The organism is Escherichia sp. Lx600-2, from assembly GCF_036662595.1.
Taxonomy (GTDB): Bacteria; Pseudomonadota; Gammaproteobacteria; order Enterobacterales; family Enterobacteriaceae; genus Escherichia; species Escherichia coli.
Genome location: NZ_JAYQWM010000070.1, coordinates 1 through 18,370, shown reverse-complemented (window position 1 = coordinate 18,370; position 18,370 = coordinate 1). Strand labels below are relative to the sequence as shown.

The window sequence follows — 18,370 nt, the reverse complement described above, 5'->3', positions numbered from 1 at the left end:
TTCAATTTTAATGGAGGGTATTTTCAGAATTATCTGTTTACAAAGAACGAAACAAATCCTAATGAGGCATTTATTGCATCACAATAAAAGTGATTGCTTTTCACTCATTTGAGTAGCGATGCTTAAGTATTTATCCGTTTTAAGGTATAACAGCAGCGTGATACGGCTCAGGGAATGCCTGTCCGTCACCTTAATGATGCTTTACTTCCGGTTGCCGAAACAGTCCATATGGCTGACATGTATAACACGCACGGTCTAACGCAGTTCCGGGGGGTGGCACAGCGGCGTGATGCCGCTTTAATCTGGAAAACGCAGGCATCTACTGGTGCCTCAGGATCGCGGCACTCGCAAGCTGAAACACCGGAGCCTGTTCGTCTTCCGGCTGTATCGCTCGTCCCCGTCTACAAAACCCGTCTCATCCGCAGGTATCGCTGGCGCACTCCCAGACGGTTAGAGGCTTTCGGGAACTGCCTGGGTCAAAGAACACCGGCGTTCAGGTAGCTGTTGAAATGGACATCTACACGTTTTTGTTCAAGTGATTCAGTTGTGGTGAGGGCATAACGGGTAATGCCCTCCCGTGAAGCCCTGAGAAAAGTTACTTTTCCAGGATTAATGCAGTCTGGCTTTTAATATAAATTCAGGGGATATTTTTTTAAAAAAATACCTGTCGTCAACTTATTAGAAAAGTAAGTCAAAATGCTAGAGTGTTCTCATTCAAAAAGAGGAGAACTAACCATGCCAAAATATTTGTTACCTGCCGAGCTTGCGGAAATTGTTTGTGGATTACTGGTGCAACCAGCATTATTGAATGAATTAAAAACACCAGCCACGCATAAAGCATTTATGCAGGACATCGGCGAGCTGGTGGCGAAACATTGCGGCGGTCAAATTGACGGCGTGATCATGCCTGAGGTACGCGATGAAGACAGCCAGGCCGATTACCTGACATCTCCAGATGAAACCCCTTATATTGTTGTCTCTCCTGGCCAGGACATGCACTCCCTCACAGATAACGTCTGGCGTCATCATGCCCGGGATGGCTGGCTTGACCATATCAAAGGCAGTGTCGAAGAAAGCCCTGATGAACTGCCGACCCACAAAGAGTGCGCTGTACGCCGCTACACCCTCCAGCGTCTGCTCCTTCAGGAAGAAACCAGCCATGCTAATCTGCCAGTACAGGTGGTACGGATGTGTGAGTACAGCACCGACGATGTTGAGCAGACCGATTCTTCAGCAGAGTTTAACGTCACAATGGCGCTCGGTGGTCATGCCATGCTGGCAGTAAAAGATACAGATTCCCGTCTGGTGATGGCCCTGACACTCTTGATTGAAAATGGAGTTCCCTCTGTCCACGTTAATGCGGGTGACACTGATCCTTCAGTTCTGCACATCCGGGCAGCTCACGGTGGTCTGGTTCTTTCAACCGACTCCCTTAATCATGATTTCAGTATTTCGCCCTCTGACCAGTATACCTACGGACGCCCTGGATTATTATTGAAAGCCGCCTACTGATTTATTAATTCAAAATCCGTCATTATTATTTACCCCCATTTTTCGCCCCTAACTTATGGGGCGAGTATATTTTAAAAAACTTTCTTTCAGGTTATTAGCCAGCAAACTAGAACTGGTAGAATTAATTCATCAGAGAAAAGGGGACTATCATGGCTAAATTAATTTCGACGCGTGAACTGGCAACAATTATTACTGCATTACTGGTAAAACCAGAATTACTGGGCGAGCTGGATTCCCCAGAAAAACATCGCGCCCTGATGGAAGATCTGGGGCGTGTTGTGGCAGAGCATTGTGGCGGTAATGTCACTGAAATCGCACTACCGGAGACCGATGGTACGGCTGCTGAAGGCGCGTTGCAGAATGGCCAGTCCGTCCGCTATCTGGAAACCAAAGAAAGCTCTCCGTATCTCATCGTACACCCTGACGCCTCACTGCCGTCGGTGACGCAAAACGTCTGGATGCACGCTGATCATGATGGCTGGGAAGAGCATTTCAACGGAGAGACCGATGCCCTGACTCCAGAGATGAGCGAGCAGTTCCGCCAGCAGGTTTATGCACTGCTGACGCCGGAATCCCATACCACCTCTTCAGAAATGAGACTGACTTTGCAGGACTGGCAACTGGGTGAAGCCGAGATCCCAGAAGAAGACTGTCAGCCCTACCAGGTGAAGGTGTTAGCAGAAAATAAAAACGTTCAGTGCGAAGTGACGAATGAAACCGGCACCACGTGTTTCGGCCTCATTTTGGAGATCGACCGTGGTGTACCGACGCTGCACATTGATACGGGCAGTGATTCACTGCTGCATATTCACGCGGCACATGACGGCCTGGTTCTGACACCGGATGCACCGAGCCACAGATTTGAAGATGCTCCTGTAGATCGCTTTTCTTATAACAGCCCGTCCCTGTTGGTGCCTGGGGTGTAACCAGGCAAACTGCCCAGCGGTATTTTGGCCCCGGGTAAAATTATTCAGAACAGGAGTCAGGCAGATGGGCGATGTTGCCACACTACCACCGAAAATTAACGATGGCGTACTTCGACGCTGGAATGCTCGCGGTAAAGCGGATAAAGAGGCGCTGGCCGACTATGGCGTTAGCGTGAAGGAGGAGTGAATTGCGCGAATTACTTGGAATGGCAGGTGCAGAACATCAAGCCTCCGTAATGTATCAAACGTTCGGACACCTCGACGCGAAGCTAGGCGAAAAGCATAAAGGTCACTTCGTTTTTATCAACGGCCAGCACGGCGATCTGTGCGTTGTGCATAGTGAATTTTCATCCTTTGACGAAGGTCCAGGCTATTTCAGTGACCGTGCCGACTTCATCTGGGAATTAGTTAAAAACGACGGCCCATGCTCTAAGGTCGGGATTTACCGATTTGACGGCGAATACGCGCTTCCTAAGCGCCGGAATGGGAGAAGATTTTCAGGAAGCGTAACGTGCCTGCAAGCATTCTAATTCCGTGCTGCATGAGCGCCGACAGGTCTTCCGTACAACGGGAGGCGGCACAGTTCGCGTGCAACCATCCCCACACAATAACTCGACTGAGTACATAATAATGACGAACGCTAACGCAAATGACGGGAAGACCAGCCCGGTATTACCCACTCTCGAACAGGTCTATGCTCTGCTCAAGGCCAACTATAAACCCGCACGATTTGCTGATCGGGATGGGGAAATCTGGGGGCATGAGTATTCATGGAACTTGGCAAGATCCAGTTTGCAAGACCTGGAGAAATACGGGAAATCATATGTATCCAAGCATTCCGACCGGATGGGCGATGGATTCAGTTTTGGTCCTGACCTGGTCATTATTCGCTGACATACGCACGGAAGTGAGTAAGATGGCTGGCTGCGCCGGAGAACTAGAGTAATGAAGGGTAAAAATATCGTGGCTCGTGTCGTGCGGGAAGCGGCCTATAAGTGGGAAACTCGCCACCAATTGCAGCAGGCGTACAATTCAGCGAGTGACGTGGGAAAAGTTCCCAGACATTCCGGTTCCGCATCTGATTTACGCCAGACGCTGTCATTTTTAATTCTTTGTAGGGCATGACGATGAAAAACACAGTAATACCGACGGTGACTGAAAACGAGATGGGAGAGGTGATCACCCGCCACTCGGCTTACGGACTGGTATCAGTAAGCCGCACGTCCACGACGGGACAGCGCCTTTATGCCTCCGACCTCAGTCATAAAGAGGTAGTCACGATGACCTTCAGTGAATCAGAGCAGATTGAACGCGACGGTGTGATCCGTCATCGACTGGCGGAAGGCCGACGCCGCTCACCGCTCCTGCAAGTCAGTCTGTCTCCGGCGCAGTGGGCCACGATGATCACATCGTTCGGAATGAGTGACGGCGTGCCGTGTACCATTAACAGCCTGATTCGCGGCGATTATGAGCGGCAGCCGGAGATTGGCTATATTGAGTCGACACGCGAACGATACGAACGGCAGATCCGGGAAGCCGCTGAGCGTGAAATGGCGAAATTGCATGAAAAGCTGGAAGTGCTGCGTTTGCTGGCGGTAAAAGGCAAGGCTGGAAAGCGTGAGCTTGACGAAGCCTATCAGTCGCTGTTAAGCGTAATCAATAACTTGCCGGTCAATCTGGCCTTCACCAACCAACTCATTCAGGAATCCATGGTGAATATCGTCTCACACGGCAAGGCCGAACTCGAAGCCACCGCCATGGGCGTAGCCGCTCGTCTGGGTATGAAAGAAATGAGCAGCCTTGCCTCGCTGGAAGAGAAGAAGTAACCGGTGCGCCCGCCCGTAAATCATGAAATGCACTAACGTCCATACCTGCTGCACACATACGCGGCACACAGATCAACGGCCAGCGCATACCGCGTTGACATAAACCGTAAACACTGAAGTGCGTCGTCCTGTCGGGGACATTCTACGTGGTTTTCTACGCCCCCCCCTTCTCTCTTCTGCGGCTCACAGAACTTCAGGAATTGCTGGTGGGCAGTCTCCAGGACGTTTTCCAGTAACCGGCTGTGGTCAGCGTCATATCCCTTCAGCAGGCGTTCCAGTTCTGCCATAGCGAGTGCAGGTGGTAACCAGATGACGCCAAGCAGCAAAAACTGGCTCTGCATTCGAATTTCATGGCGATCTGGCTTCAGACCCTCTGCCCGGGAAGCGCAATAATAAATCCTCTCCAGGGGAGCTACACGCGTGATAAGAGGTTTCTCAGCAAGTTCTGACATGCGACTAAATCAGCCTGTTTCGTTTCTTTCTGATTACGTTAAGACACTATGAAAAAGCCCCGTAATACGGGGCCGGTTCGGAGGCAGTTACTGGATTTGCGGCAGCTCGATCATGAAGCTTGATTCACCGACATTGCCGCTGGTGGCCGGGAAGATGGGGATCAGGACGCCATCACCCTGCCCGAAATCTATCGTGATGTCTTTCGAATCCCCGGGTACGACGGCCACCCCATTCATACTAACCGCAAAGGCCGCATCTTTGCGGACCGTCAGCGTGCCGGTTTGTGCTCCAGTGATCAGCGAACCATCTTTTTTCCGGATGCTATTGGTACGCAGATACGCCAGCGGCTGGTTATCTGATGTCTTCAGCCCCATACCCACGGCCAGCGTTTTGAGAGTGTTAAATTCAATCAGGTTGTTCGGTACATAACGGAACCGGCTGACCTTTGTCGTGGTATTACCGGCTTCATCTACCGCAACCGCAGTAAGCTGGTAGGAATCCGCATCATCTGTCGCGGGGAAGATACGCGGGTAGTTCAGCCCGTATTTATCAGTTCCCTGGCTGTACCAGCCCACACTGACTTTGTCAGAAGTGGGTCCGCCGCTCAGCGTGATGCTTTTCAGGGAAGCTTTTGTCATATCGTCGGCCAGTGTGATCACCAGATTTTCCAGCCCTTTGACCAGTGCTCCGTCAGCCTGCTTTCCCTCAAAACTGATATCGACAACAGGCGGCGTGACGTCATGCAGGATGGTATTCGATAGCGTCAGTTCTGCCGTGTTGTTGTAGGTGTCCGTCGCGGCACCCGTTGCAGTGTATTTCCCGGAGGGTAACGCGCTGTAATCAAACGTCACTTGTTTCAGCTGGTAGTTCAGGACCGTAACGTTTTTCGGCGACAAGGTAGAGACTTTATTACTGGTGTCCTTCAGTGTGAGGTTAAAGATATTGGTGGCCCACATATAATTGGTCCAGTCGTTAGTTACGTCACTGTCCGTCACCAGCATTACCACCGTTTTATCCAGTGGGCTGGAGACGATACTGTTGATAACCGGGGCGTTCATATCCCAGTAGGTGTAGAAATGCGACTGTAGTCCGCCGAGATTTGCGTATGAACCGGTCCCTCTGATATGAATTTGGTACGGAACATAGCCTTTCCCGCTCGTCTTACAGTAATTCATGCTGACCTGGCAACTGCTCTCACCCACTGAAACATTGCAACTGCCAATGCCGACGATAGTAGCAGTTTGCACATAAGAGCGCGGTTCAACGTTTACACGACCCAAATCTACGCAATCCGGCCCGGTAAACCTGACGATGTCACTCGAAGTCCATGTATTAGCATCTCTGAAATGGTACTGCCCTGACAAATAGCGGGGGGCTTCAGCCACGCCGTTACCCGGAGTAAATTTCAGCGTTTTGTACTGGAGGTTGACGTTAAGGCCCGCTTTAGTATGAAGCTCGTAGTACATATAGGTTTCCGGGTAGCTCACCGTGGCTTCAGTATAAAAATAGGTATTGTCGGAGTTGGTAATCTGATCGACCCAGCCGAAGTCTGTCCCGTTAAAATTGGTTGAGTCCGATTTAAGGCGTTTGTACCTGAATTTGACTGGGTTCTCGAAAATAGTCATGCCAGGAACATAATCTTCCCAGACGCCTGTTTTCGCATTCCGCACCTGATGTTGAATGTAGCTGGGTATTGTACGATCAATACCAGAGCGATGTGATGTTTCTGTCCAGTTCCCGGCTTTGTCATAAACCCGAAAACCTACGGTGTAATATGCCGGACTGACGGGCGCAACCGTGCTTCCTGCCGCCACCGCCGCCAGTGCCTGGACCACCCCCGTGAGTGCATTCAGCTGAGCATTTACAGTCCGGCGGACACCGCTGCTGTCAATAGCAAACCACTCCGCTTTATCCAGTCCTGACCTCGCATCAGAGACGTTCGATAACGAAATGGCCTGGGTTGCGGTCCTGTCGCCGAAAATATCCAGACTTCCGTACTGAAAACCAGCCCTGATCCACTGCATCGGATCTGGTAGAACGGGAGGAGTGATATCGATGCTGAAAGAGTAGCTGGTTGTCGCCACGACATTCGACTTATTGTCGAGTGTTTCGGATTTAAGAGAAAAAGTACCCTCGCCCAGTACCGGCAGTGTCATGGACTTGCCGTAGTACTCACTACCATCAGCGGCAGTGATCCTGTCGGCCACTGTCACCAGGCCGGTGACACTCTGGAACATCTGCACATTATCGGATGAACGTGTCACGGTAACGCGCTCGTAGCGGTCGAGACCAGATATCAGATTCAGCGTAATTGCGCTGCCCGGGTTGAGATACTCTCTGGTGGGTTCAGCATTCACTTTCGTGCCGCGTGTGTCGGTATACGAATAGTTGTAAAGCTGAGCCTGGCTGTAAAGCGGGAACAGCAGTGCCGTATAGACGGCGACAATCAACGGACGTCGGCAAAATTTCATTTCGGTTCTCCTGGTTGGCCAGAAAATTTTACCTGAATCGTTTTCTTCGCCCGGGCGCTAAGAGGGGTAATTGTTCAGTAAAACATCGTCCGTTTGTGTGCTTTTTGCCAGATTTAATCGGCAGGCCTGCGGGAAATACCCCATCCCAATGTCCGTTTTAGGCTGATTAATTCCCCAGAAATCCCCCCCTTAACGGAAAAATCCGCAGGGCAGACGTTTAAAATAGCAACAACTAAAAGGGGAATACTGAATGAAAAATCAGGCTATAGCTTTGGCTATGGCTATGCTCGGAGTCTCAGTTCCGGCATCTGCTCAAATTTATGAATCCATCTTCACAGATACCAATGGTATTGAAGTTCACGCCCCCTCAACCCGGCTGTTGCTGAATCCGGCCTCACCGGTAACCCTGACGCTCATTGTCGGTCTTGACCGTTATGTGAATGTCAAAATCACCAGCGCCACCGGCACGCAACTGCTGAACACCACTACTACGCGCACCAGCGTATCCGACCGTCTGAAGGCCGGAGATGGCAGCGAATTTTACGGAAAAAAAGTAACTTTACCGGTGCTTGGCGAAGGCAGGTCGGTTGTGCAGGTCAGTATTCTGGATCTGAATCAGTCCGTTGTAGCCACCTACAGCTACAACTGGCTGGTAGACACCACACCGCTGTCTGTTAATGCCCTCACAGGCAACGCCGCCTATGGATCAACTGCGGGTAGCGTCTGGAAAATGGGGCTGGAGGCCACGGGGCAGTTTGATTTTACCTCAACCAATGTCACGGACGTAAATGGCATCGAGAAAGGTATGTTTTATGTCTATCGCAGTAACGGCAGTTTGTTCAGTACGACGTGACTGGTCAGAAGATGTATCACACTTACTCAAAAAACTCGGTCAAAGGCGCGGGTATTCCCGACAGCAATCTGGATGAAGATTTCACGGCCAAGGTAGTCATTTATGACAACGCAGGAAACACCCGAACCCTTCCGTTGCAGCTCTTTCGATATGATAACTATCTGGGCGGTCCGAGATCCGCAAAGCTCCGCCAGCGTGGTGCCAGGGGTTTCCGGATATCCGGCCTATTCAGCTGGGATGACCGTTAATGAGAATCCGATTCATCTTGTATATCGCGTGCCAAAGTCCAACTACCGGTCATATGCCGAGGGCGGCCTGCTATTCTATAACCTGTATTCTTCCCCGACCGAGATTGCGACGGACAGCACCTATACCTACGTTGAAATGATCCTGCCCTAGTACGGTGGTATACGGGCTGGAGAATATCCGTATAGCTCTGGCGGATAACCTGACAACACCCCGGATCACCCGTCTTCAGATAACCGGAGGGCCAACGGCAGATAACGTTGAGCTCACGTGGTCACCTGCTGGCACGAACGTTTATGCGCCAGAATATCCAAGGCTGTTCCCCTCATTCGAGCCTTCCGAAAACTATGCGCTTAGCGTGACGGTCTCCGACAGTCAGTCGAACAGCAAAACTTATACCCAGAAATTCAGCTACCTCCCGAATAACCTAGTGCAGTTGCATAACCTGCGAACCTTATCCGTCAGTTCAGCACTCAAAACGTCGTTAAATGAGCCTCTTGCTTATCTGTCAACCAACGTGTTGCGTAAGTCCAACGGTGAGATTGCAAAAGACGTCCAGAGTGCGACGCTAACGGTACGTAAAGACGCTGCCTTCGGTATTAAGTTCAACGGCGTGCAGGCCGCGCTTGGTGAATCTGTAGAGGTGAAAATTGATATGGGGCTCGGTGATAACCTTTTAGTACCTATATACCCTGCTGAAAACGGCAAAGTGGGTACATCCGAGTTCATGATCCAGATCGATGAGCTGAAGTAATGAGAATGGGCCGTCGGTAGTACTGGCGGCTTAACGAAAGTAACTTTTTCTGTAAGGGTTGAAGTGTGCTTCTGATGTTTTTAGAACGGATCGGAATTTACTCACATTTTGATCGTGATGATTCAATACGTGACAGAGCATAGTTATCAACAGGATAGAATAATAATAAAGATCAATAGAGGATCAATAGCAGATCAAAAAGGAATAACGATCCTCGCAGCCCAGTGATATCGGGCCTCTCAGCGGATCAGCATCCACTGTACAGGGGGAGAAATACACTATGTCGGGTAATCCATCCACTGTACCGGGCGCATAATCCACTATACCGGGTAGATTCGATACACTATAGCGGGTAGGATGTAGATCTTATGCACAAAACGGATCTCCCAATATGTCAAGTAATAACAACAAGTTATCTCTCGTCATTGAAGAGTCCCTAAAAGATTCAGGGGAAGTTATACAACTCTTTCCCACATTAAAACAGACCATTCAACCGAAAGTTTTACTCCGCCTAGGTGTGTTTGTGCCGACTTTGAAATCTACGGACAAGGGGGGGAGGAAGAGCCATCATATCGATGCCACTGAGCCGCTATCAAGGTTATCTATTGTAGAGGGTGAAGGTTACAGCCAGATCCAAATCTACGGGCCGCGTCTCGATATGGATACCGATTTCAAATCATGGTGTGGGATCGTTTATGCGTTGTCTAACCGGCCGCTTGATTCAGAAGGTCAGCTGGAGCTGAATTTTCCGGAGTTTGCAAAATTTTGTGGGTTTGATACCAAGCGCATTGATAAACAACTGAAAGAGCGCTTTGATGCTTCGCTGACGCGTATAGCCCGGACCAACATTTCATTTATTAAGAAAATACCCGGTACAGATGATCAGATAACGATAAACATGCACCTGGTGGAATCGACGTATTACGACAGTTCCACGGGAAAAATCATCATCAAGCCAAATTCGAAGCTCAATACGCTGTATCGCGTCGACGGTAAAACCCGACTCTACCTGAAGACATTGCAAAAACTGGCCCGTAAGGAGTCCGCACAGGCCCTGTACCTGTATCTGGCTGAGCTGCCGAGCACCTTTTACCGCATCGGATTCGATCGGCTTCGTGGACGACTCCAACTGTCATCACACCTCGGTAACCAGAATGCCACGGTTAAAAAGGCGCTGGGCCAGCTTAAAGAGATCGGTTTTCTGGAATACTCCATAGACAAAGAAAACGGCGATTACGTACTGAATATTCTAAAGAGAAACATGAAGCCATGACCGATGCCGGATAATGCACCTGCCTGCCGCGTGGGTGGCTGCGTTACCCGGTATAGTGGACATTCTTCTCCTTTCCACTCTGCTTTACCCGGTACAATGGATCTCCACTACACCGGGTAGTGTCAGGCCTAAAATTACGATGCAGCCCCTCCTCTTCAGCCTTACACTGAATATTTAGTGTGTTTTTTCACCAAAAATGTGATCTATACCCGGTACAGTGGAGTCACAGAAATGTGATCCGTACCCGGTATAGTGGATGAGAACTACTGCTAATCGGTTACCGGGAATGTGGTGGTACTGGGTGGAAAGGTTTACCCGGTATAGTGGATCGTGGCAGTGTCATCTTTCCGGATAGCATGACGTCACGGTTAGGAAACCGTACCCGGTATAGTGGATAGCGAATGGTGTACAACCCTGTTAACGTGATGATGCTGAAGTGAAAGTTTAACCCGGTTTAGTGGAGCGACTTAAAGCGCGTACCAGTAGCTGATGGGGGAGCAGCACCCGGTACAGTGGAGGGGCGGATATCGTCGTAAAGGTCTTAACTAAAAGATGACCATTCAGTCGCAGCATTAAAGAAATATATCATCGAGTCTCAGGGGTTTTAAGCCGGTAGACACCCTTCCACCAGGAGTCGAAAGACAAGCTATCATCGCAGCGCATAAATATGCCGTTATGCTTGGTGACAACGCTAAGATAGCCTTTATTTTTCCCGCAGATCTTCTCAAAAGACTCTGTTGCTTTAATAAAATTTTCACCATCCGTGATGGCCGGAGAATCCAGTTCCTTCGCCAGCCATGCCGGATAGCTGTCCGCATTAACCCATACAAGACGTTCAACAACTGAAAAGAAGACGCCGACAAGGCCAATCGTCCAAAGCGTAATAACTAGTAAACGCAAAATTCGTAAGGCTATAAATTTTGAGTGCTGTAGAGGCGAAACGATAAAAGGCAGTGAGATCATGACTGTGAGTGAGACTGTTGCCGCCAGCAAGGTGTATAACAATGACCATGATTTAACATAGGCGGAAAAAGCGATCATTAAACAAATCAGAATGATGAGCGGTGCATTGCTTTTCATCATGCCCGTGCTAATTTTCATTCTTTTGGGGCTCCATTTTGTACGAGTTTTGAGAGACTGCGTTTGTAATCATCCGCTGCCTTAGAAAAGTTACCGTCATTCTGTACCGGCGTAAAGCGAATGCCAAAAAACGCCTCAATGACGGAGGAAAGCGTCACTATCGGTCCTGACGAGGCATGGGCTTTTCGCTCCCGAGCCTCACGCTCCGCAAAGTGGATCACCGGTCCCCTAGAAAATGAGAGTGAGTCATGGGAAGACCAGTCTGTTTATAGCCACAGTAGTTAAACGCACCCCGCCAGTCCGTCGCTGTTTGACATCATGGCCGCGAATTAGGTTAACGTCGCCCGGTATAGTGTAATCCCAGGCTGAACCTGTGTTTGCAGCTGGTGGCCCTGCATCCATCACCATGACAGGCGCTGGCCGCAGGAATCGCGTGCCGGATGAAGGGTATCCACTATACCGGGTGAATGATATGTTGATCCACGCTGACGGGTAGTTTTATGAGCAAACCCGCAGCGAGTGGCAGGCCTGTGTCATTCGCAGTTTTACTGATGGGACGGAAGGTTATCCACAAAAACGGTGAATAACCCTGTGACCGGAATCTGGATAATCATCATTGCGGCGACAACAACAGAAAGAAGTGGCCCGGACTTGGCCACCCTACCCTGCTTTTACTTCAGTTCCTCTATATTCAGCATAAATTCAGAAGTTCCAACGACGCCGGAAGTCGAAGGAAAAATAGGGAAGCTGCGGCTGTCACCCAGACCCAGATCCAACTGAACATTTTTGCTCTCCCCAGGAGCTGCGGAAACCCCATTCACCGTGACGCCGAAGGCTGCATCCTTACGCACCGTCAGTATCGCGTCCTGTTTCCCGGTTGCGATAGACCCGTCCTTCTTACGCAGCTGGCTGGCATAAAGAACCGCCAGCGGTGTGTCATCGGACGTTTTCAGCGCGGTACTAACGGAGATGGTCTTAAGGTTTTCCAGACGAACCAGGTTGTTCGGCAAGTAACTAAATTCGACGGCGCTTTCTTTAACGTTGTTCATCTCGTCTTTGGCCTGCACGGTAAGCGTGTAAGTTTCGCCGTCGTTAAGTGAAGGAAAGATCTTCGGGTAATTCGGGGCATAAAGATTATTTCCGAGGTTTACCCACGACAACTCAACAGCATCAGATACCGGGCCACCGCGAAGCGTCATTCGCGTTAAAGAGGGCTTGGTCAGGGTATCTGCGAGCTGAATACGAATGTTCTCCAGTCCATACACCGTTACACTGCTGGTGATAGGTTTGGTTTCGTAGCTGATACTGATGGACGGCGGCGTGTTATCGACCGTCACAGTCTTATAGTCCAGACTACCCGTATTGTTGAACGAATCCTGGGCGTTGAGCTGCACGTTATAGCTGCCCTCCGGGATTAGTTTCAGGTTGAACTCGTATGTATAATTCCCGGTTGCTGTGTTACGCCCCGTTAGTGTTCCGGTCACATTGATATCCGCGTTATTGCGGGATTTGTCGGACAGCCACACCCGGCTCAGTTTAACGGTATCGAAATACGATCCGTCTCCCGGCTGGTTGATGTAAACCTGAAGGATGTTGGTCGTATCATTGTAGTCATAGCCAGTGACCGAAGGCCCCAGCGTATGCCAGACGACGTTTTCCCAGATAGGCATGAAGAAGGTGGATTCTGTTGTGGAACGTACCTCATAACCACTATGCAGATAGCCGGTGGTGCCGTTTGTAATCGCCTGTGTCAGGGCGACGGTACACGACGTTGACCCGGCAGGGATGTTGCAGGTGGCACCGCCAGTAATTTTTTGGTCGTAGGGCCTTGCCTGCACATTGAAACGGATCTGGGTCAGGTTCACCGGCATATCTGAAGCCTTGAAGTATTTCCAATTGACGCTGTTAAACCAGGTACCATCGGACATCTGTCGCTCAATCGCCGGACTCCCCCATGCAGGACTTTTTACCGAAGCCGGGTCCCAGTTCAGCCAGGAGGCGTATTGAGTCAGATCGCCTCCGGACCATTGGTACGTGTTCACTGGGCGATAGTAGTTTATATCCAGAGCGCCCTGGGGAAGCTTCACCTCGACGTACACATAGGTCGTGTCTTCTGAAATAACCTTAGCACCGCCATAATTGTTAAGAATGGTGATGCCGCCGTTACGGTATGGCTTCCAGTTGGTTCGGGGGATACGGATGACCATACGGTATGGGTTTTCGAGTACAGATAGCCCCCGAACAAACGGGACGTACCCTGAAGAGATCCCCGGGACCACACTCGTACTGACGCGTGAGTCATGAACCGCAAAGGGGGTGTATTCACCTATCTGGTCATCAAATAAAAAGCGCTGCGGCGGAATATTCAGCGTGTTTCCGGCTTTATCTGTGATGATAAAATTGAAGGTAAATTCTTCATTGAGATCGCTGGTGGGCATACCGGGTTGAGTGACCGAGTCCTTGATCCAGGGGTAAAAGGCACGTTTTGCCGCCGTATCGTAACTGAGTGTATTGTCGGACACGACTGTGCCATTTCCGCGCTTGATGACCAGACGGATCTTGTCTATGCCATTCGCATCATCAACTCCATCAGCAAAGATGGAAAACTGGCCAGATCCTCCGCGCCCAAGCCCCCAAACTGGGCCACTCAGGACCATTTCATAGCCTGCGTTCTGGCTCGGGTAGATGCTGGTATACTTTGGCGCTGTAGTGTCGATTGTGAAATGATACGTTGAAGAGCTGACGACAGCCTGCTGGAGATCCAGAGTATCGTTGATGACGGTGAAGGCCCCTTCACCGAGTGCGGGTAACGCCAAGTCCTTTCCGTAATATTCCGTGCCGTCTGCGGCAACAATGCGATCTGCGACGCTTATCTTTCCTGTCACTGCGGAATACATGACCTTTTTGTCACTGTCCCTGGTCACACTCACTCGTTCGTATCGGTCAAGGCCGGAGATCAGATTCAGGGTCATTGTGCTTGCCGGATTAAGGTAGCTCTGCGTGGCAGGCTTAAGCGTCTTTGCCAGCTGATTGGTGTCAGTATACGAATAGCTGAAAATCTGAGCCGCCGCCGGATAAACTGAAGCTATGGCCGTGGCAATGATACAGCCTGTCAGAATTTTACGCATGTGATACTCCCGGGATGTATTTGCCCCTATTTTACGAAATCTTTTCACCTGGGCTTGCTGGTTAGCCGGGGTATTTCACGGCATAAAACTTTTAAATGTTGCCGTGATAGCAATGTTGTCGGGTCAGAACAAAACGAAAGTTAAGGCAACTTCAACAGGGCTGATTACGGTGGAAGAAAAGTAACTTTTCTCTTGAGAAGAAATAGGAAAAGCAGAAATTAGGACGATTAAATGAGGTGAAATGTCAGCAACAGGCGATGATTGTCCATCATCGTAAGGGAGGGTACAGGGTGCCGCTGCCTTACTGGCATCATGTTGATGTCCAGCTCTTCATACCCGTTTGTACCTTAGCCGGAACTGTTGTTCAGTACAGGTAAAAGTTGTAATAACTCCCCGCTCACTGCCGGGGAGTCATTTTAAATCAGCACGGCGCCATCAGAATAGATTAGCTTTCAAACCAGGGCGAATCGGCAGAGTTCGCAGATTCTTCACTTTGCTGTGACTCTCCCAGAAATTGCACTTCACGTACTGGTTTACTTTTCCCCAGGCTCCGCTGGAAATCATCCATCACAAACTCAATATCATCACGGTCCTCAGGCAAGACAGGCGAACTTTTGGACATAGTCTTTCCTTCAGTTAAAAGCGTTCTGCATACAGAACGCGGACGGAGACGGCAGTGTTGTCAAACTCATTATCGAAGGTATCCATCCACTCGGTCCTGAACCCCTCGCCCAGCAGGTTATCGATCCCCTGAAGGGACAGAGGCAGGACGGCAGCTAAACGCCCGCCGGGAACCAGATGAGACGCAGCGGCCAGCAGATGCAGCTTAGCCCGGTTGTCAGCAAAAGGAGGGTTCATCACCACGCAATCAAATTTCTGAATCTGATTCGCCGCCGACCAGGCCAGAAAATCGGCTTCCGTGGTCTCGTAACCTTTAGCCCGGGAGACCAGACAATTCAGTGTATCCAGTTCGATGCCGGTTACGTTGACACTTTTCGGGAAACATTGAAGCAAATCCCCGTGCCCAATATTGGGCTCCAGCAGCCGTTCCCCCTCCCCGGCCGCAATAATGGATGCGACGTATTCACTGAGTCGCGCCGACGACGGATAAAACTGGTGGGATTTAATATCAGGCATGGCGCCCATATGTCCGATGAAGCGCATCACTTCGGTCGGGTCATAATCAAACGTCACATGGTAGCTTGTCACTCGGGCACCGAGAAATCGCAGAACATCCGCGTTCACCTGCCGCGTTTTATCAGCGTTCTCACCGGCATAGCCGAGCGATGTCCAGCTGGACCATTCCTTTTCATTCTGGGTAAAATCCAGCTCTGCAAGCTGCATCCGTGAATGAAAATCGATGCAGCGTTTCAGTGCCGGGAACTCCTGCAACGTCGCTTTGGTATGGGCCACGCGTTCAGCAGGCAGAGCCAGAGGGACGATGGCAGCAAGAATGTTGTTAAGCCGTTCGGCGATATCAGGATGCACATCAATGTGCATCGATCCGTTTTTGTAGACCCGAAAACGAATACTGTTGCCATCCAGGCTGATCCAGTTTCTGAATCCAACATGACCAACCATATTCTCAACCATTTTTTTCGTGTCATAGACCGGTTTAACTGTTTCGCCCCGGAAATAAGAACAGATCACCCGCAACTCCGAAAGTGGCATGAGGCCGGATTCTTTAAACTCAACCTTCAGTTTTACCCATTTGTCTTTCACGCCTTCACATACGCCGGAGGTGATCATGCGAGTAGAGAAGCCAAATGCTTTATTGGTTTTGTGTTGACGGCTTAATGACTGAAAGACGGCATAGACACGATCTTTAATGAACTGATGCCGGTCATTGAGCAACGCGACAACCGTGGTAACAACAGCATCGAGTGTAAAATCAGGGATCTCCTGAGGAGGAAGGTGGTAACGGTCAGCAGTAAACTGCTTATCCCATTCTTTCTTCTTTTCGTCAGACATCACAGACAGTACATCGGTCAGGGCCATGACCCTCTTCCAGTATTCTGAACGCAGCGCGTTTTCTGCGTAGCTGGCATCCGCTTCTGAAATGAGATGATTGTATCCGGAGAGGTATGAATAGAGCTTCTGATTCCCGCATTTCAGGAACTGAGCGGACATGGACCTCAGTAAGCTAAGCTCATCGTTATATGATTCGACCTGCCTGTTAATGACATCGAGCTCTTCCCGCATTTCGGGCAGGAAGTTATCGTCGTTAATAAGGAGGCCAGTATGAGGCATATAAGCAACCAGAGAACTCCCAGGGGCACCCATTGGCAGGGAATCAGATTCAACAGCAGACATAGCACCAGTCCTTTTTGAAGGGTTTATCTGATACCAGGATAACAACCTTGAACAAAAAGCTAATAGGTTGGCTGACATGAAAATGGAGAAATTAACACTGCGGAAAGTCAGAAAGACAGATGTGGTTTTAATCAGAAGAAACGGGCCGGAGACAGGACAAAAAAACCCCTACATAGTAGGGGCAACGGGGGGAGAGCCTGGGTGGCTCGCTCTAAAATATCGTACTTCTTATTGTAGTCTTCTCACACTCTGAAATAATTCATTTAAGCCTGTGCTGGGGGTGTTTCGGATTGCGGTTCTCCGCCATTTTTATCGTTTTTCTTGGTTTTGTAAGTCACTTTTTCCCCTTTCAATCGGGCTTGCCGATTTTCGGCCCGGCGAAGCTGCTTGTTTTCTGATTCCGTAATCTCACTTTGCAGGTTCTTGAGCATCTCCAGCATGCTCCGGTTCAGCGTAAAGGTAATTTCTTCATCTTCGCTGGAGTCGGTCACCTCCGGCAACTCGATATCACCGAGTTTCTGCAATAGACTCGTCGTAATGAGTTTGACCCCTTCGACGGCTTTTGTAGCGAGAACTGGTGGAACACGTGCGGGTTTAAAATCGGAAGGGACAACACGGATCTGCCCGCGTGGCGTTTTCTTAATCTGGATACCGCTTGAATCAGCCTTTTCAAGGTCTGCGATCATCTTTTCGATCCGCGCAACAGCTTCCGTTTCACCGAACTCATCGATAAGGGACAGGACTGCTACATAGGAAATGGCATCGGCATGGATCAGTTTTTTGAGATAGACACAGCAGCCGGTTAAACGAATAAGAGCAGCAATTGTGGTATTACTTTTTCCCTCACGTTCGGCAATACGGTCAAGCGACCATCCACCCAGCGCCTGAAGACGTCGGTAGGATTCACCCAAAGCCACAGGAGAAAGAGCCAAGCCACGGTTTCCGTCAATCGTTGTCAATTCGCAGCTGATCTCATCGGCTTTCATCTCGATGCAAAGAATGGTGAGGTTAGAATGCCCTTCTGCCACAGCCATCAAAGCAGCCTTTAAACGGCAATGTCCCTGGCGAACGTACGGAATGCCGTCTTTGATCAGAACGCGGATAGGGTCTACGTAATCACCCCGGATGTACGCATTCTTGATGTTATTGAGATGATCGGCGACTTCTGGCAACTGGTAATAAGCTTCCCCCATTCCCATCTCACGGGAGTTGAATCCTTCCGTGATTTGAACCACGGTTGGGCTGATAGCCCATGCTTTCTGTTCAGTGACTTCATTACAAAGGTCAGGGTTCGCGTCGCGGAACTGCTTCATACCACTGACGAATCGGCCGGAACCGGTCACTGTTGAAAAAGACACGAGTGGGGATTTAAAGACCCGTGAGTTAGTTTGCTGTTGGGAATCAGTCATCAGATCACTCATAGATACTCCGTTGAATTCTTTTTTGTCATACCTTTCATCTGTGCGTGAATACTACCGGAAAAAAAAATCTCACTTTTTCGTTAAAAAGGTACTTTTTGGGTCTATTCCGAATTG

15 protein-coding genes and 1 pseudogene are annotated in these 18,370 nt (G+C 49.8%); 10 read left to right on the top strand and 6 right to left on the bottom strand.

Going from position 1 to position 18,370, the window contains the following annotated elements; translation table 11 throughout:
- Positions 1–735 precede the first annotated feature (735 nt).
- From OQV04_RS19070 to OQV04_RS19045, 6 genes are all read left to right on the top strand, one after another.
- Positions 736–1,512 (top strand): hypothetical protein, encoded by a 777-nt coding sequence (locus OQV04_RS19070; protein ID WP_001127353.1) that lies wholly within the window; start codon positions 736–738, stop codon positions 1,510–1,512.
- A 149-nt stretch (positions 1,513–1,661) separates the two neighbouring features.
- Positions 1,662–2,438, top strand: a complete 777-nt coding sequence (locus tag OQV04_RS19065; RefSeq protein WP_039026426.1) for a hypothetical protein — start codon at positions 1,662–1,664, stop codon at positions 2,436–2,438.
- A gap of 64 nt (positions 2,439–2,502) precedes the next feature.
- Positions 2,503–2,625 (top strand): hypothetical protein, encoded by a 123-nt coding sequence (locus tag OQV04_RS19060; RefSeq protein WP_000502996.1) that lies wholly within the window; start codon positions 2,503–2,505, stop codon positions 2,623–2,625.
- Between the two features lies 1 nt (position 2,626).
- Positions 2,627–2,968, top strand: a complete 342-nt coding sequence (locus OQV04_RS19055; protein ID WP_001395482.1) for a hypothetical protein — start codon at positions 2,627–2,629, stop codon at positions 2,966–2,968.
- A gap of 100 nt (positions 2,969–3,068) precedes the next feature.
- A complete protein-coding gene (locus tag OQV04_RS19050; protein WP_001395483.1) occupies positions 3,069–3,332 on the top strand; it encodes a hypothetical protein in 264 nt (87 codons plus the stop codon).
- Between the two features lie 233 nt (positions 3,333–3,565).
- Positions 3,566–4,264 (top strand): hypothetical protein, encoded by a 699-nt coding sequence (locus OQV04_RS19045; RefSeq protein WP_005046521.1) that lies wholly within the window; start codon positions 3,566–3,568, stop codon positions 4,262–4,264.
- 539 nt (positions 4,265–4,803) lie between these two features.
- Here OQV04_RS19045 and OQV04_RS19040 read toward each other — a convergent pair.
- Positions 4,804–7,188 (bottom strand): Ig-like domain-containing protein, encoded by a 2,385-nt coding sequence (locus OQV04_RS19040; RefSeq protein ID WP_000666931.1) that lies wholly within the window; start codon positions 7,186–7,188, stop codon positions 4,804–4,806.
- A 250-nt stretch (positions 7,189–7,438) separates the two neighbouring features.
- On the opposite strand from OQV04_RS19040, the pseudogene OQV04_RS19035 reads away from it, so the two are divergent.
- From OQV04_RS19035 to OQV04_RS19020, 4 genes and pseudogenes are all read left to right on the top strand, one after another.
- Positions 7,439–8,289, top strand: a pseudogene (locus OQV04_RS19035) (Ig-like domain repeat protein).
- Positions 8,192–8,440 carry a hypothetical protein gene (locus tag OQV04_RS19030; RefSeq protein WP_196615840.1) on the top strand — a complete coding sequence of 83 codons (249 nt, stop codon included), beginning with the start codon at positions 8,192–8,194 and terminating at the stop codon, positions 8,438–8,440. Before OQV04_RS19035 ends, OQV04_RS19030 begins: the two are co-directional and overlap by 98 nt.
- Before the next feature lie 4 nt (positions 8,441–8,444).
- Positions 8,445–9,041 carry an Ig-like domain-containing protein gene (locus OQV04_RS19025; protein ID WP_000262469.1) on the top strand — a complete coding sequence of 199 codons (597 nt, stop codon included), beginning with the start codon at positions 8,445–8,447 and terminating at the stop codon, positions 9,039–9,041.
- Between the two features lie 391 nt (positions 9,042–9,432).
- Positions 9,433–10,314: a RepB family plasmid replication initiator protein gene (locus OQV04_RS19020; RefSeq protein ID WP_000097746.1), complete on the top strand. Its 882-nt coding sequence runs from the start codon at positions 9,433–9,435 to the stop codon at positions 10,312–10,314.
- A gap of 585 nt (positions 10,315–10,899) precedes the next feature.
- On the opposite strand, the gene OQV04_RS19015 is transcribed toward OQV04_RS19020, so the two are convergent.
- The 5 genes from OQV04_RS19015 to OQV04_RS18995 all read right to left on the bottom strand — a co-directional run bounded on the left by OQV04_RS19015 (position 10,900) and on the right by OQV04_RS18995 (position 18,256).
- On the bottom strand, positions 10,900–11,415 hold the full coding sequence (locus OQV04_RS19015) for a hypothetical protein (RefSeq protein WP_052247328.1): 516 nt from the start codon (positions 11,413–11,415) through the stop codon (positions 10,900–10,902).
- A gap of 650 nt (positions 11,416–12,065) precedes the next feature.
- Positions 12,066–14,522 (bottom strand): Ig-like domain-containing protein, encoded by a 2,457-nt coding sequence (locus tag OQV04_RS19010; protein ID WP_001226764.1) that lies wholly within the window; start codon positions 14,520–14,522, stop codon positions 12,066–12,068.
- A gap of 445 nt (positions 14,523–14,967) precedes the next feature.
- Complete coding sequence (locus tag OQV04_RS19005) at positions 14,968–15,144, bottom strand: hypothetical protein (RefSeq protein WP_000047134.1); 177 nt, start codon at positions 15,142–15,144, stop codon at positions 14,968–14,970.
- 14 nt (positions 15,145–15,158) lie between these two features.
- Positions 15,159–16,835: a DUF4942 domain-containing protein gene (locus OQV04_RS19000; RefSeq protein ID WP_001277090.1), complete on the bottom strand. Its 1,677-nt coding sequence runs from the start codon at positions 16,833–16,835 to the stop codon at positions 15,159–15,161.
- Positions 16,836–17,098: 263 nt separating this feature from the next.
- Positions 17,099–18,256 carry a ParB/RepB/Spo0J family partition protein gene (locus tag OQV04_RS18995; RefSeq protein ID WP_001281654.1) on the bottom strand — a complete coding sequence of 386 codons (1,158 nt, stop codon included), beginning with the start codon at positions 18,254–18,256 and terminating at the stop codon, positions 17,099–17,101.
- Between the last annotated feature and the right edge of the window lie 114 nt (positions 18,257–18,370).